Origin of the sequence: Leptospira langatensis, assembly GCF_004770615.1 — a bacterium.
In the GTDB taxonomy this organism is placed as follows: Bacteria; Spirochaetota; Leptospiria; order Leptospirales; family Leptospiraceae; genus Leptospira_B; species Leptospira_B langatensis.
The window spans coordinates 20510-36789 of record NZ_RQER01000007.1; the positions used below are offsets into that span (position 1 = coordinate 20510).

Annotated in this window: 8 protein-coding genes; 2 read left to right on the top strand and 6 right to left on the bottom strand. The window is 45.3% G+C overall.

The features are described 5' to 3' along the window. Positions 1 to 5: 5 nt before the first annotated feature. Both EHO57_RS11910 and EHO57_RS11915 read right to left on the bottom strand, forming a co-directional pair. The gene (locus tag EHO57_RS11910; RefSeq protein WP_135643397.1) at positions 6 to 1379 is read right to left on the bottom strand and encodes a PP2C family protein-serine/threonine phosphatase; all 1374 of its coding nucleotides are present in this window, start codon (positions 1377 to 1379) and stop codon (positions 6 to 8) included. Next, positions 1363 to 1695: a hypothetical protein gene (locus tag EHO57_RS11915; protein ID WP_135643725.1), complete on the bottom strand. Its 333-nt coding sequence runs from the start codon at positions 1693 to 1695 to the stop codon at positions 1363 to 1365. The genes EHO57_RS11910 and EHO57_RS11915 overlap by 17 nt, the downstream gene beginning before the upstream one ends. 262 nt (positions 1696 to 1957) lie before the next feature. Between EHO57_RS11915 and EHO57_RS11920 the strand changes: the two genes are divergently transcribed. Next, positions 1958 to 2953 (top strand): hypothetical protein, encoded by a 996-nt coding sequence (locus EHO57_RS11920; protein WP_246050671.1) that lies wholly within the window; start codon positions 1958 to 1960, stop codon positions 2951 to 2953. Positions 2954 to 3001: 48 nt separating this feature from the next. On the opposite strand, the gene EHO57_RS11925 is transcribed toward EHO57_RS11920, so the two are convergent. Further along, complete coding sequence (locus EHO57_RS11925) at positions 3002 to 5068, bottom strand: methyl-accepting chemotaxis protein (RefSeq protein WP_135643399.1); 2067 nt, start codon at positions 5066 to 5068, stop codon at positions 3002 to 3004. A gap of 17 nt (positions 5069 to 5085) precedes the next feature. Then, positions 5086 to 6642 (bottom strand): LA_0442/LA_0875 N-terminal domain-containing protein, encoded by a 1557-nt coding sequence (locus EHO57_RS11930; protein ID WP_135643401.1) that lies wholly within the window; start codon positions 6640 to 6642, stop codon positions 5086 to 5088. A gap of 397 nt (positions 6643 to 7039) precedes the next feature. Between EHO57_RS11930 and EHO57_RS11935 the strand changes: the two genes are divergently transcribed. After that, positions 7040 to 11854 carry a PAS domain-containing protein gene (locus tag EHO57_RS11935; protein WP_135643404.1) on the top strand — a complete coding sequence of 1605 codons (4815 nt, stop codon included), beginning with the start codon at positions 7040 to 7042 and terminating at the stop codon, positions 11852 to 11854. Between the two features lie 83 nt (positions 11855 to 11937). Here EHO57_RS11935 and EHO57_RS11940 read toward each other — a convergent pair whose 3' ends face one another. Both EHO57_RS11940 and EHO57_RS11945 read right to left on the bottom strand, forming a co-directional pair. After that, positions 11938 to 14004, bottom strand: coding sequence for a methyl-accepting chemotaxis protein (locus EHO57_RS11940; protein ID WP_135643406.1), 2067 nt, complete (start codon positions 14002 to 14004; stop codon positions 11938 to 11940). Continuing rightward, positions 14001 to 16268 carry an ATP-binding protein gene (locus EHO57_RS11945; RefSeq protein ID WP_135643408.1) on the bottom strand — a complete coding sequence of 756 codons (2268 nt, stop codon included), beginning with the start codon at positions 16266 to 16268 and terminating at the stop codon, positions 14001 to 14003. The genes EHO57_RS11940 and EHO57_RS11945 overlap by 4 nt, the downstream gene beginning before the upstream one ends. Positions 16269 to 16280: the final 12 nt, after the last annotated feature.

Sequence of the window (16280 nt, forward strand, 5' to 3'; positions counted from 1 at the left end):
TTCTGTTACTCCATCTCTATGATCAGGAAGAGGGTGTCATCCTCGAACTCCGCATCTCCAAAGAAAGCGAATAGTTCCATTTGAATGGCATCCTTAAACTGTTTTAAGTCCGATATACGGCTGTTTCTGTTCAGGATTTCCAAAAGGCCTTCGCTTCCAAGCTGTTTTCCTTGGGGATTTCGATTCTCTATGAGTCCGTCCGTATAGAGGAAAAGCCTTTCTCCCGAAAGGATCGGAAGAGAAACAAGCTCTGCGATCGGTCTCTTGATCCCGAAACCCAAGATACTTCCGGTTGTTTCGATTTCCCTAAACTCATTTCCATTTTGGGAATGCATTAGATAGGGATGACCGCCGTTCGCAAAATGGATCTCCTTGGAAATAAAATCGAAGAAGATATACACAGCGGAAGCATGATGGGATTTGAATTGTCGGAGAAGGGTCTCGTCTAGATATTCCAAGAGCCGCACGGGATGTAATTTTAATCGATACGGCATGGTCGCGACCATGATCTTAATGAAAGAAGCGACTAACGCAGAGGCGATCCCATGTCCCGCGATATCCGTCAGGAACACTCCGGTATTTCCTTCCCTCAATTGAATGAAATCGTAGAAATCTCCTCCGATCTCATTGGGTGTGGAGCGATAGATCTCGTATTTAAATCCTTTGATACTGATATCTTCCGGAAATAAGGTCTCCTGTACTTTTCTTGCGATCTGCAATTCATGCTGCAAGAACCTGTAATCTGAATCCAACTCGGAAGAAATATGGACTAACCTTCTCACAATGACTACGATCGTGATCCCGATCAGGCTCATGATCAAATAGACCGCATCCGGGACCAGAAGTACCAAAGGAAATCCCGGAATAGGCCCATCCTTCAATTTGAAATAAGTGAATCCAAGATGTAGGACTATCGAGTAGAATGCAGTCAGTAAACAACCCTTTACTTTTAGTCGGAACATTTGGAACAATACCAGAAATCCGACCAATAAGAAATAGTTATTATATAATTGTAAACTATGCAGATCGTCGAAAGAATAGAACGATTCGTTCAGCACCATCATAATCAAGAAGGTGATCGTGACATTCGTTCCATGAATGACTGCGGGAAGATACTTCCTTTGAAAAGATAGGACTAAACTGAGTATGTTCAGGCTTAAAATAAAACCGAAGTAGATGCCTCCTCGAGGAGAGTCCCTGATCTCGGGTATGAGTAACAAGAAATATACCAGAAAGTGCAGAACGAATGCCAGTCGGATAAACGACTGATCGATTCGTACGAAGTCCTTCCAGGCGCTGACTTCCCTATAATTAAACTCTCTTTCCAAGAAGGCCAGAGGATTCAGGATGCCTGTTGCTTTTTTACCGGATTGATTCATCTAAGATAATTTCAATAATTTCGGATCCGTTGATCCGGATTTTCATATTATAACCTGAATTCAAATACCGATCCAACTTCTCCGCTAATTCCAAACCTTCCTTTGCATTCCTAATATCGGAATAATACAAAGCAAAAGATTGAGCCTTATAGTTGTAAGGAAATCTTTCATTAACAAGAAAAGTTAAGCGAAATCCGCTTGGTCGGGTTTCCAAAACGATCTGAGAAACATGCTTACGATTGATGATCCTCTCGTCGCGATTCAAAGTCCAGGGATTCGTCACGTCGGAGAGAATTGCGGGAGAAATGAAAAGCATAAGCCCAGTAGAGAGGCAAATGTTGATCAAGCTCAGGCCTTCTTTCTTTGCCGGGGGGCTCGGAGAATAAATCCCAGTCTTCATAAGAAACAGGCACAAATCTTACAAGAGCCGTGTGAAAAGCAAATCAATAACCCCAACTTCTCTTCTTTCGTTTTTTGCAATGCAAAGAAAAATACTTTCGTTTCACGCTCAAGTTCGGAAGATATGATGCCGCATGTTTTTCGAACGCTTATCAAATACAAAGATCAAATTGTGTCGATTGTTTGGCGTATTTATACTCGCCTTCTCTCTTTTCACCGATTGCAAGCCGAAAGAAGGAGATCCAAATCCTTATGCAGACTTAATGACTCGTTCTCCTCTCTCTAAAATGGAGAACTATGTCGGCTTGGGTTCCGATTGGGGATCTAGGATCTACGATTTGGATGCCCCTTCCAAGAACTATGTCTTGGGTTTAAATAAAATAGACGGCTTCGAAGATTCCCCGATCCCTTCTCGCAACTTCCAAGCATTTAAGATAGAAGTGATCAAGACCTTGGAAGCCGAACCGGAGCCGATCCAATCCCTCTTAAAAAAGAAATTATTCAGGATCTATGTCTGCGAAGATCTGGGCGGTTCTGCTCTTAGCGGGTTCGTAAGAGAAAAGGGAAACACCAAAGGTGGTTTCATTTTGTTAGATGCAAAGATCTTAGATCGAAAAGCAAACGAATGGATCAGCTATAAAGAGAACTCAACGTATATGAAAGGAAGACTCTCTGTCCAGATCCGGATCGAATCGGACCAAACGAATACTAAGAACAACGCTCTTCGCTATATATTGTTGCATGAGATAGGTCACATTCTTTCCGCAACGGAAAACATAGGTCCGAGCTTTTCGGATCCGATCCGTTCTTATGAAAACTTTCCCTTCTATTCTCAGATCTGGAGATCGGAGAAGGTTTCGTATATGGACGATTCCGTCTTTCCGATCCGGAACAGGATCCATTTCTATTCTGGTTCGATCTCCTTGGACAAAGAATGGGAGAAGATCTATCCGGTCTTAGAAAAGACTCCCTTCCCTACTCTATATGCAGCCGCCAATGCGGACGACTTCTTTGCGGAAAGCTTCGTTTCTTATGTACATGTTATTCTCGAAAAACGCCCTTGGATCTTGCAAATCAAAGATGGTAAGAAGGTCTTGTTCCAAATGGAAAATGGGATCGCAAAGCCTGCTCTGGAAAAACAAAGGGAACAGATCAGAGAAATATTAGAAAAATAGAATGATCCAGAACGGAAGCCGATCCTTAGATCGCCTTCATTCTGAGATCTATAGCTTGAACTTATCCACGGATCGTAAGAGACCTTCGGATTGACCGTGCATTTCCCCGGAATAAGAAGTAAGATCATCCGCTCCGGAAGCAACCTCCTGGGTGCCTTCGGAAATGGAAAGAATGGTCTTAGTGATCTCATCCGTAGCACGCTTCTGTTCCTGCACTGCTTCTTCTATCTGCAAACTGAAATTCATGAGGAAAGTCGCGGACTGGTGGATGTCCTGAGTGTTCTTCTCCTGGGTGCTCACCGAATCCAAGACCTTCTTCGCAGATAATCCGAAAGAATCCACACTTGTCCTTAGTTTACGAAGGATCTCACTTGCTTCCTTCACCTTCGTGTTTCCGTTATGGACTGCATTGTTCGTGGAATCCACAAGTTCACCGATCTCCTGCACGGAACTGGAGGTTTGAGAAGCAAGCTTACCGATCTCTTCGGCTACTACCGCAAAGCCTTTGCCGGCTTCCCCTGCTCTCGCCGCCTCGATCGCTGCGTTCAATGCGAGTAGGTTCGTCTTCTCCGAGATCTCTGTGATGATAGACAGGATCTCGTTGATACGACTTGCACTCTCTCCTATCTCATCCATCGCTTGGTTCGTCGCGCCCATCGCATTCTCACCTGTGATCGCTCTCTCTTGCGATTCAGACGCCACCTTAGAAAGGGTCTGCATCTCGTTATTGATCGTACCAATCTGCTCGCGAAGCAAGACCACATTCGAGTCGATCTCCTTCATGTTCTCTATCGCCTTCTCCATAGAATGACGTACATTGTCTGCAGAAGCTGCCAATTCTTCCACCGCTGCCGACGACTCTTCTGCAGCAGAGGCTTGGGTCTGTGCTACATCCGAGAAATTCCGAGAGGACTCCGCCATCTTATCCGACGTCTGATTGAGTTTGGTAGAAGAGGTCTTGATATCCAAAATGATCTTGGAAAGGTTTCCCTTCATCGTATCCATAGACTTCAAAAGTTTACCGATCTCATCTTCTCTTTGGATCTCCGCCGAAGCAGTCAGATCTCCGTCCGCTATCTTCTCCGAGAAGCCAATCGCTTCTAGTAGGCCCGACGTGATCAATCGATTGAAGATCAAATTCAAGATCACTAAGATCAATACCATGATCACAAGAGAGGACAGGATTGTCTGCAGGATCACTCCTCTTAGGTCCGACCAAAAGATCGAATCAGGGATAGATACTTCCACTGCCCACGATTTATCATAATTGCCTAATATAAACGGAAAGAAATGGTGCCCTTCTCCTCCGGATCTCAAAGAGAAAGGAACTCCTTTGGCCATTCCTTCCGATACTTCTTTTAACCATTCTTTGTCGGGAATGGCTTTCCCTACCAGAGAGGGATCTTTTCCGTTCGCGGCGTATGTACCGTTCGGTGAGATAAGAGTTAAGTACCCTTCCCCTCTGAATGGGCGAATTGGACCGAGTAGTTCTTGCAAGTTTTGCATGGCGAGATCCATCCCGACTACTCCGGAAAATTGTCCTCCTCTCATCACCGGTTTAACAAGAGAGACCATGAGTACATGTGTCCCACCTACAGGATAATCGAATGGGTCCGCGATAAAATCCTTCTGGCTCTTTTTCGGAATATTATAAAATCCTCCTGATTCATCCAGGTTATCATAATAGATTACAGGCTCTATAGTAATTGCGCCCTTGGATTTATTCGCATAAGGAACAAACCTTCCTGTAGCATCGTGATAGGTCTTGTTCTTAAATCCCGCATCCCTTCCGTCGAATGCATTCGGTTCGAATACGACCCAGGTCCCAAAATAATATTTGTTCGATTCGGCAAGCTTCTTTAGGGCTTCTACCGTTTCATCTCGACCAGGCCGAGAGGTCTCTAAAAGATACTGCATTCCTCTCAGGGACCCGAGCGCCAGGTTTAAGAAATCCTTAACTTCGTAAGCATATCTTTCCCCTGCCATCTTGGACCCGATTTCCACTTGGGACTTCAGCCCAAAATACGAGGCTGTGGAATTGATCGCCGTTAAGATCAAGGATCCAGATATCAATACGATAGAGAGATAAAGGGAAATTCTGAATCGAATGCTCATATTTGTAACCTACGGGTTTAAAAGCTTTGGCTGAATCCTATGCTAAACCAAAAAAGGTGCGCAGGTATCTTCTGTAATAAGTACGAATCCCGGACCGCCTGCTTCATTTGATCGGAGAGAGAAGAGCCGTTGATATAATCCAATACGAGTTGGTTCACCGGACCGTTCACCTTGGAAGGATCTACGATCTTGTTGTCCCGATTGTTTGCGTTTACGTAGCCACCTGTGGCTCCGTAATAATTATCCGTATCGTACATGTACAGATTCGGTCTCCAGATATTCGCAGCCTTGAAGAAGAATTTCCCGAAGAAGAAAGTTATGGTGGAGGTGACATCCTGGATCCCGTTCCTGTTATCCACGATATTATTACTCATCGCATAACCTACATTGATCTGCGGAAGAATACGGAAGAACTTATCCTGAAAAAATTCGTGTCCTACAGTTAAGGAGAGGTAATTCTTTCCCGCCATTAAACCCGCGTTCTCTTGGGAGAATTGGGTATAAAAGGAGATCGTTGGGCTCGCCCATTGTAAGAAAGGAAGTTTCCAAAAGAAGAAGTATTCCTGCCATGCGAGTCGAGTGATCTGAGTAGAAGGATTATTCGCACCTGCAATTCCTTGCTCCGCCTGCGAATTAAACGCGCCTAACGCGGGAGAAAGATACGCAGTGCTCTTCTGGAATGTATTATAAAACCAGATCCCCGCAGTAAAAGTTCCCCAACTCGTCTTGTCGAAATTATAATAGAATGCATAGAAGAGACCGTCCGATCTTTTCATACCGTTCTGTTCTTTCTTGAAGCCTGGAGTATTCCCACCGCAAGTAGAGCCGAGACTATGGACCCCGGAGATTAGATTGGACTGAGTGTCGTAAGGACAAGCAGCGTTTAACGTATCAGGACTAGGTGCGGAGAAGGGGCTGAGTGAACCGGCAGCTCCTTGCCCAGGATATGCAGGTCCCGGACCTCCTGGATATTGCTGGAATCTTCCGTCATTGTCCCGATCGTTTCTTTCGGTTAACTGAAAATTCCCCCAGAACTGCACTTGAAGGCCTTTTAAAGGAGTATTGAGCGTAACAGTCGGTTGATAAGAAGGAACGAATGTCATCGCCTTATAGCTTTCGTTATCCCTTCTGTTCGCGATCTCACCGGAGAAACTGAGTCCCCGCCAAATAAAGTCCGTCACCACCTCGTGGATCACTTCTATGTTCGTATCTGCAGCCGCTCCGTTACCATTCGTCGCACCACCACTTGGCCCATACATATTGGGAGGAGAAGTCTCCACATGAGATTGAGGAATGTCGGAGACTCTGCCAGGAGGAGTCTTCTTCTCGGCGGCTAATGCCGGTTGTGCCGGAGCTGTAGGAGTCGGTTTTCCCTTTTCGTAACTCACTTGAGCTACGAACTCTTTATCTAAAAAACGAACGAAGTCCTCGTTCTCCGCAATCAAGACTTTCTCATCGTCTTCTAATACGATCTTACCGCGAATGATCTGGCCATTCTTCAGACGAACAAAGTCCAATGCGAAGATATCTTCGCAGCATAGGAGGATCACGAGCCCGGTCAAAAGAGCGGACATGCGCTTCGGCCAATTTCCACGGAACATAATTATTTACTCCAAATTGTAAAGGGCGGGCATCCCTTCTCCAGGTTCGTTTAATTTTCTGGTATAAGTGCTCATTCGGGAAAATGAATCCTATAGAAAGACGAGCAGATTGAAAAATTATTTTCAAGAGGTCACGCAAAAAATTGAGATTTATCATGTCATATGCGATTTATTTTCAATTTGAAATAACGCTCAAAACTGTAATATTGAAGAACGAACGATATAATTAACGTGAATAGCTTTTTGCCTCACTATTCCATACTTAGGCATAAACCTTACACAATGTCGAAACAAAGCCGTAGTGAATTCCTCTCCTACTCGGTATTTTTTGTTTCCAAATCGAGGTTTTCGCTTTCTACTAAATCGTAAAGTGGACCCTAAAAAAATAAAAAAGCCGGCTACTAAGAGAACTAGCGAAACGGAACTAAAGGCTGCGAAGAAAAAGATCGCAGAATTGGAAGAAAAGATTAAGGCTCTTTCTGCTTCCGAATTGAATTCCCATTTACTTCGGTCCTTGGTTGATTATTCCCCTTCCGTAATCACGATCTTAAACGTACGAACCGGCGTATTCGAAGAGATCAATTCTACCGCTGAGAAGTTGTTCGGCTACACGCGAAAAGAACTCTTATCCATGGGCCCAAGCGATATCTCTCCCGAATCTCAACCTAACGGAAGAGATTCAAAAAGTTTTGCGATGGAAAAAGTAGGGCTCGCTCTCAAAGGCGAGATCCCAATCTTTAAGTGGAATCATTCTCATAAGAACGGCACAATCATTCCCTGCGAAATACATCTGGTACTCATCCCAGGCACGACTCACTTAGTCCGCGGAAATATTATAGATCTAAGATCCGAAATTGCAGCAGAAGCATTACTGAAAAGTAAAGAAGAGCGATTGGATCTTGTGATCAAAAGCGCGGATCTAGGTTTTTGGGACTGGAATATTACGGAAGGAAGCATCCTGCCCAACGAAAAATGGGCCTCTCTTCTCGGATACACTCTTCAGGAATTAGATCCGAATTACAAATTTTGGGAATCTTCCGTTCATCCGGAGGATTATGAGAAAACTGTAAATCAGCTGAATCTACATCTTAAAGGAGAATTAGAACTCTTTGATGCAGATTTCCGAATGAAATGCAAGGACGGATCTTGGAAATGGATCCGTTCCAGAGGAAAGGTCTGGGAACGAGATAAGAAGGGAAACCCGATCCGAGCCTTAGGGATCCATTTAGACATCAGTGAATCCAAAGAAACAGAAAGGATCCTAGAGGAAAAAGAAAGGACCCTGGATCTGGCAGTGCAAGGTGCAAATCTAGGTATCTGGGATTTTAACGTTAAGACCAACGAACATCATGTAGACGAAAACTGGCAGAGGATGATCGGTTACGTCCCGGGCGAGATCAATCCTACATTCCAATTTTGGAACGATAATCTTTATCCGGAAGATCGGGAAAGGACGCATGAAGCCTGGCAGGCTTACATTCGAGGAGAAGTTGAAGCCTACTCTACCGCCTTTCGTTTAAAGTGCAAGGACGGATCCTATAAATGGATCTTGACCAGAGGTAAGATAGCGGAAAGAGATCCTCTTGGAAATCCTCTACGGATGATCGGGATCCATATCGATATATCCGAACAAAAACAAACGGAAGACGAATTATTAGAAACAAAGTTATTCTTGGATAGAGCTCAGAAGACTGCGAAGGTAGGAAGTTGGGAATACGATATCTCTACTGGAAAGATCACCGCCTCGGACGAGCTATATCAGATCTTAGAAACTAAGGACTTGGGAGAGCCCGATACCTTTAAAGGTGCTCATCCGGAGGATCGAGACAAGATCGCCGAGCATTTCCGGAGATCCGTAGAAGAAGGGATCGCAGAAGAATTAGAATACAGGTCCATAACTCCTTCCGGAGTGGAAAAGATACTACTCAATAGGACGGATTTTATTCGAGATGCGGAAGGAAGGGTCCAAAAACTGCTCGGAACCGTTCAGGATATCACCTTACAGAGAAAGAAAGAAAAGGAAGAAGAACGAAAACGGGATTTGGAAAGACTGACCTCCTCCATTTCTACCGAGCTGATCAACCAACCTATCCTGGAAATTGAGAACGCAATATATAATACGATCCGAAAAGTAACACATTTCTTTAATATGGAAAGAGGAAATCTCGTCACTTACGATCTAAATACGATGACTCGCACGCATGTATGCGAGTACATCCATCCGAATGCAAAGAACCAAGCACAAACTATGCCCAAGGAAACAACGATCAATCCGGACCATCCTTTGAGCCGGGCCCTTCTTGCCGGTTCTATCGTAGTAACCGATGTAGAAGATTTTGTTTCCTTTGATAAAGAAATTAAGATGCCGGTCCATGCGATGAATATCAAGTCCATAGTGGCGATCCCTCTCACCTTCGAGGGCAAGATAGTGGGCGGCATGGGGATCAATTCCGAAAAGACCCTAAAAGAAAGAGAACATCCGATCACCGATTTCGAACTTTCCGGCCTAAAAGCGATCGGTGAACTTTTAACGAACGCTCTAGAAAGAAAGAGAAAGCATTCCGAGTTAGTCGCAGAGCGTGATCTATTATCCGAGATCATGAGAACTTCCGTTGCAGCGATAACAGTACTTGGCCCGGACGGTTCCATACTATACGCAAACCCTTCAGCGGAAAAGGTCCTCGGACTGACTTTAGACGAGATCCAAAATAGAAAGTACAACGCTCCGGAATGGAAAGCAACTTCTATAGACGGCGGAGAATGGACAGTAGACGACCAACCTTTTGTCAGAGTAAAGAGATCTGGACAACCTGTTTACGACGTTCGTCATGCGATAGAAGACGACCGCGGAAATAAAAAATACCTTTCGATCAACGGGGCCCCCATCAAGGATTCGGATGGGAATATAACGAATCTAGTTTTTCTAATAATAGATATTACTGAATCCTTATTGGCCGAGAAAGCCTTAAAACAGAATGAGGATCGGTATAGACGAGTGGCAGAGCAGACAGGCCAACTAGTCTACGACCAGGATCTTCCTTCCGGAAAAATTACCTGGGCGGGAGCAGTCGAGAAGATCACAGGATACAATTTCCAAGAATTCCAACATGTGGATGAGACTCTTAGGATCGAATTCATACATCCGGAAGATAGATCCACGGTGGTAGACTCCGTAAATTACGCAAAAATGAACGGAGGATATTTCACTGCAGAGTATCGCTTCTTGCGAAAAGACGGCCAGTATATCATCGTAGAAGACAAAGGGGTCTTCGTTAAGAATTCCAATCTGGAAACCAACCGACTCTTAGGAGCTATGGCGGATATCACCGAGAGAAGGAAGGCTCAGAACGACCTCATTGAATCGGAAGAAAGACTTCGTTTAGCATTGAACGCCTCTAAGATGGGAACCTGGAGTTGGAACCTGATCGATGGCTCAGTCTATTGGTCCTCGGATACGGTTGCGATTTTCGGGATCAAGAACGTGGACAAGCATGAATGGAGCTCGGAACAATTCATGAGCCTCGCACATCCTGACGATAAGGATAGGATCGAAAAGTCCGTGAGAGAAAGTATCCGAGGAGGATCCTCCGATATCCATTTGGAATTCAGAATGTTCCATCCGGATGGCACCATACGCTGGTTAGAAGTGAGAGGACAGGTTTACAGGAAGTCCGGCAAGATGCCGAGCAGAATGGCCGGTATCGTCATGGACATTACCGACAGGAAAAAATCGGAAGAGAAATTAAAGGCCAGCGAGGCCCGTTTTCAAACCTTCTATCGTTTCGCAAACGAGGCAATTATCTTTCTGCATCCTAGAACGGAGAAGATCCTGGACATTAACCCTGCTTTTCTTCGGATCTTCGGGTTTGCACAAAAGGATGTACAATCCATCTCACCTGTTTCCTTATTCACTCCCAATTCCTGGGCGACCCTACACGCAAGGATCCGTTCTTTCGAAAGTTCGGAGAACCTGGAATTGGAAGCGGTTCGTTGGAATGGGCAGGTATTCTCCGCAATCGGAAGCGTACATTTTTATACGGAAAAAGATTCCTTCGTCGCAGCGATCAGTCTTTCCGATACGTCTGCATTGCAGGAAGTCCAAGAATTGAAAGTGATCAACGACGAGATCTCCGTTCGAAATCGTCTGATCGAAATGCAGAAAAATGAACTTTTAGAAACATTAGATAATCTTAAAAAAGCCCAAGCCCAGCTGATCCAATCCGAAAAGATGGCGGCTCTCGGACAATTGATTGCGGGTGTCGCCCATGAGATCAATAATCCGATCGGAGCCGTACAAGCATCCAATCAGAACTTGCAAGAATGTCTGATCCGTTTTCAGACCATTCTACCGGATGTGCAAACCGTATTGGCTGCTATGAATAGCGATCAGGTAGAAGCCTTCCGATCCTTCCTGGGACTCGTCCGCCAGTCCAAGGAACAACTCGCCGGATTGGAAGAAAGAAATGCAAAAAAGGGAATCGTATCTCAATTACAAGAATTGAATATCCCGAACCACTATGCAATAGCGGAAGCGCTAGTAGATATGGGATTTAGAGAATTGCCCAAGGTCGCAATCCCATTCCTGGTCTGCGAGAGGGCCAATATCCTCTTGGAATATTCCACCCTCGAAGCATTCTTTTTCTTGAATACGAATACGATCCAGATGGCGGTGGATCGGGTTTCTAAGATCCTATACGCTCTTAAGAATTTCTCTCATTTCGATACTACGTCGGAGAAAATACTGACCTCTATCCCGGAAAACATAGAGACGGTCCTCACGATATACCAAAACCAACTTAAGAAAGGGATCCAAGTCACAAAGGAATACGAGAATATTCCAAAAATATTATGCTTCCCGGACGATCTAATGCATGTTTGGACCAACCTCATCTACAATTCCCTCCAGGCCATGGATTTCAGGGGAGAGATCAAGATCAGGGCCTATCAAAAATCGGACTGCATCGCGGTAGAGATCCGAGACAACGGACCAGGTATTCCGGATGCGATCTTGGATAAGATCTTTCAGCCTTTCTTTACAACGAAACTTCCGGGAGAAGGAAGCGGCCTCGGATTGGACATAGTCAAAAAGATCGTAGAAAAACACGAAGGCAAAATAGAAGTGGAAACCGCTCCAGGAGCGACCACATTCCGAATCCTCCTACCGATCCTAAAGGGAGAAGAATAAAGAACCTTCTTCTGTACTTAAATTATACTTCTAAGAAAGATAACCTGCTGCGATCCAAAATAATCTTCTGAATAGATCGGGAATTACAGTTTAAATTGATCCACGGATCGTAAGAGACCTTCGGATTGACCGTGCATTTCTCCAGAATAAGAAGTAAGATCATCCGCTCCGGAAGCAACCTCCTGGGTGCCTTCCGATATGGAAAGGATGGTCTTAGTGATCTCATCCGTAGCACGCTTCTGTTCCTGCACCGCTTCTTCTATCTGCAAACTAAAATTCATTAAGAAAGTCGCGGACTGGTGGATGTCCTGAGTGTTCTTCTCCTGGGTGCTCACCGAATCCAAGACTTTCTTCGCTGAGAGACCGAAGGAATCCACGCTCGTCCTTAGTTTACGAAGGATCTCACTTGCTTCCTTCACCTTCGTGTTTCCGTTATGGACTGCATTGTTCGTTGAATCCACAAGTTCACCGATCTCCTGCACGGAACTGGAGGTCTGAGAAGCAAGCTTACCGATCTCTTCGGCTACTACCGCAAAGCCTTTGCCGGCTTCCCCTGCTCTCGCCGCCTCGATCGCTGCATTCAATGCAAGTAGGTTCGTCTTCTCCGAGATCTCTGTGATGATAGACAGGATCTCGTTGATACGACTTGCACTCTCTCCTATCTCATCCATCGCTTGGTTCGTTGCGCCCATCGCATTCTCACCTGTGATCGCTCTCTCTTGCGATTCAGACGCCACCTTAGAAAGGGTCTGCATCTCGTTATTGATCGTACCAATCTGCTCTCTCAAGAGAACAACATTCGAGTCGATCTCCTTCATGTTCTCTATCGCCTTCTCCATCGAATGACGTACATTGTCTGCAGAAGCTGCCAATTCTTCCACCGCCGCCGAAGACTCTTCTGCAGCAGAGGCTTGGGTCTGCGCTACATCCGAGAAATTCCGAGAGGACTCTGCCATCTTATCCGACGTCTGATTGAGTTTGGTAGAAGAGGTCTTGATATCCAAAATGATCCTGGAAAGGTTTCCCTTCATCGTATCCATAGACTTCAAAAGTTTACCTATCTCATCTTCTCTTTGGATCTCCGCCGAAGCAGTCAGATCCCCGTCCGCTATCTTCTCCGAGAAGCCGATCGCTTCCAATAGGCCCGAAGTGATCAATCGATTGAAGATCAAATTCAAGATCACTAAGATCAATACCATGATCACAAGAGAGGACAGGATCGTCTGTAGGATCACTCCTCTTAGGTCCGACCAAAAGATCGAATCTGGGATCGAAACTTCCACTGCCCACGATTTATCATAATTGCCTAATATAAACGGAAAGAAATATTGAGTGGAGCCGTCTTGGTGGATCTGAAAATCATCTCCCTTGGCACATAGGGCCTTTACCTTACTTCGAACCGCCTCGTCGGGGATCGGCTTTCCTACGAGAGAAGGATCTCCACCATTCGCAGCATAGATCCCATCGGGAGAAACAAGAGTGATATAACCTTCTCCTCTAAAAGGACGGATAGAACCCAACTGCTCCTGTAGTTTCTGCATAGCAATATCAGTCCCAACGGTGCCAATGAATTCCCCATTCTTTAATATAGGCTTAACCACGGAGACCATGAGCACATCCTTTCCTCCCACGGAATATACATAGGGATCCGAAATAAAATCCTTATGCGTCTTCTTCGGGATCCTGTAGAAGAAACTAATGGTATCGTCCACATCATATGACTCGGCAAAAGTGATCTGCAAGTCCCCGCTTGCTCGGTTCCAATAGGGCACGAACCTTCCGGTAGCATCATGATAAGGAGCGTTCCTATATTTTGCGTCCTGCCCGTCGAACCCATTCGGTTCGTACAAGACCCATGTCCCAAAGAAATTGCTATCCGTATCCGCAAGTTTCTTGAGAGCGTTTACTACTTCTGTTCGATTCGGTTTAGAAGATTCTAATGTAAATTGAAATCCCCTGAGGGAGCCAAGGACCAAATTCAGAAAATTTGAGATCTCATATTCGTATCTTTTTCCAGCCATATTAGAACCGGATTCCACTTGCGCCTTTAAACTGAAATAGGATGCAAAAGAGTTTATTCCGGCTAGCACGAAAGAGCCGGTCAGAAGCACAAGACTCAAGTAGAGAGATATCCTATAACGAATACTCATAGATCATTTTCCTCATTCGAAAGTTTCGGAAAGGCAAAACGAAATATAGTACGCCCAGGTTCGCTTTCCCAATCCCAACTTCCTCCGTATTTTTTCGAAATAGAAGCGGCCACCGCAAGACCAATGCCTGCTCCTTCTCCTTCCATCTTACCGGAAGAAAGAACCTCTCCTACTTTCTCTCTGATATTCTTGGGAATTCCTGGACCGTCATCTTCCACTTCGCAGATAACTTCCGACTCTTCGTCATAGACGCGGATCTTGAGCTTTCCTTCGCCCATCATAGCTTGGTATGCATTGTCTACCACCTGAGTCCAGAGCCTGACCAGATCTTCCGGAACGCATTTCATCATTGCATCGGAAGTATAATTTCTCTCCACCACTACCCGATTCCCTCCGGCTCCTTCATAAACTCCTAATACAGCCTCAATCGTATCGGAGATCTTAACGAGTCTAACGGCCCCCTCTCTTGCGATCCCCGAATATGTTTCGAGAGCGGAGACAATTTTGTACATTCTATCCGTGGATCTATGAATGACTTCCTCGGAAACGCAAAGCCCTCGGACCGCCATAAAGAATTCGGAGATCCTTTCCCATTCCGGAGAAGAGCATAAATGCAATACTAGTTTAGGGCAATCCAGGAAGCCAAGCTCCGCGATCACCGCCGCCTTATCCCCGGCCTCTTCCACTTCTTCTTCCCTTAGGAAGGCTTCGATGGCACGTCTGGTCTCCCTGAATTTCTTACCGATAGTTTCGTTAGAATTTTCTAATATGGCGTGAAAGGTATCCTCGAATGCGATCCTTTCCCCGGAATCCGCATTTGAAAGATATTCGACTAGGATCGGAAGAAGAGTGACAATCCTAAGAGTATAAAAGGAAATATTCTCTCTCGCCGCATTCATAGCACCCAGGGGATTATTGATCTGATGGCTGACCGCTCCGGAAATACGACCGATAGCAGCCAACCTCTCATTCCTGAGCAGACTTTCCTGAGTGGTTCTCAACTCTCCTAAAGTGGTCTCTAATTCCTCTTTTTGAAGCCGAATGATCTCGTTCCTTGCTACGATCTCCGCAGATTCTTGCATAATTTTTTCGGAGCGGATCTGTTGGTCGATAGCCCTCAGAAGCTTCTCCTTCATATTTTCCAAGGCGGTGAACAAATGAAAGATCTCATCCTTGAATTCCCGATCCGGGATCTGGACGGAATAATTCCCTCCCCCCAATGAATCCGCAAACCTGGAAGCAGAGGAAATCCCTTCCGACACATACTTGCAGAAAAAGCGATCTATAAAGAAAAGACAAATGGGCAAGAGAGTAAATGTGATCAGAAGAGATCTGAGAATGATCGGACCAAGATCATTCCAAAGCACAGAGTCAGGAACATAGACCTCTATCGCCCAGTTCTGACTGTAATTTCCGACCCGAAACGGGAATACATAGGATCTACCGTCCTCAGTCTCATGAAAGAATGGTTGGCCGGTAGATAAGGATTTTAGAATGGACTCCCGTACGCTGATCGGACCGGCGCTTTTCCCTTGTAGTAATGCTTTCTTGCTATGAGCCGCATAGATCCCTCTAGGGGAAAGAAGAGCGATATATCCGCTTTCGAAGGGCCAATTCGAAAATAATTCATTTTCGATATCAGTGATCCTGAAGTCCAGACCGACCACTCCAACGAAATTCCCGCTTCTGATCACTGGACGAGAAAGAGTAATTAAGAATGTCTGCTCCCCTTCGATCGGATAGGCATAGGGCTCTCCTAAAAAATCCCTGCGCGTAAGTTTAGGGATCTGATAGAAATCTCCGGCGCCGTCCGTATTATCATAAAACATACATTCCACAGTATTGATAATATCAGGATTCTTTAAACTACGATGAAAGTAAGGAATGAATCTTCCGTTTGGACGGGAGCCTTTGCGCGTCTTGTACAAAGCATCCTGTCCGTCGAACTGATTCGGCTCAAAGACGGCCCAGGCTCCTAAGAATCTCTTGTCTTGGATGAAGGAATCGACTAACTCTTGCTCTGCGAACATCCGGATGGGCTTGGTAAGCGCCCATCTCGTACGGATCTCCCCCAGCTTGAACATTCCGTCGGAGAAAAGTTTTCTGATCCCGAAGGAAGCAGTTTCCGCCTTAGCAAGTGCAGATTCCTGAGAAGATACCTTCGCGTCATAGTAGGCGAAACCCACAACCAAGAGAGTTAGAATAACGGAGAATGTAACGAGAACCGCTGCGCAGTACAGGGAGAAGCGAGTCCGTAGGCTCATGCAAAGCCGACC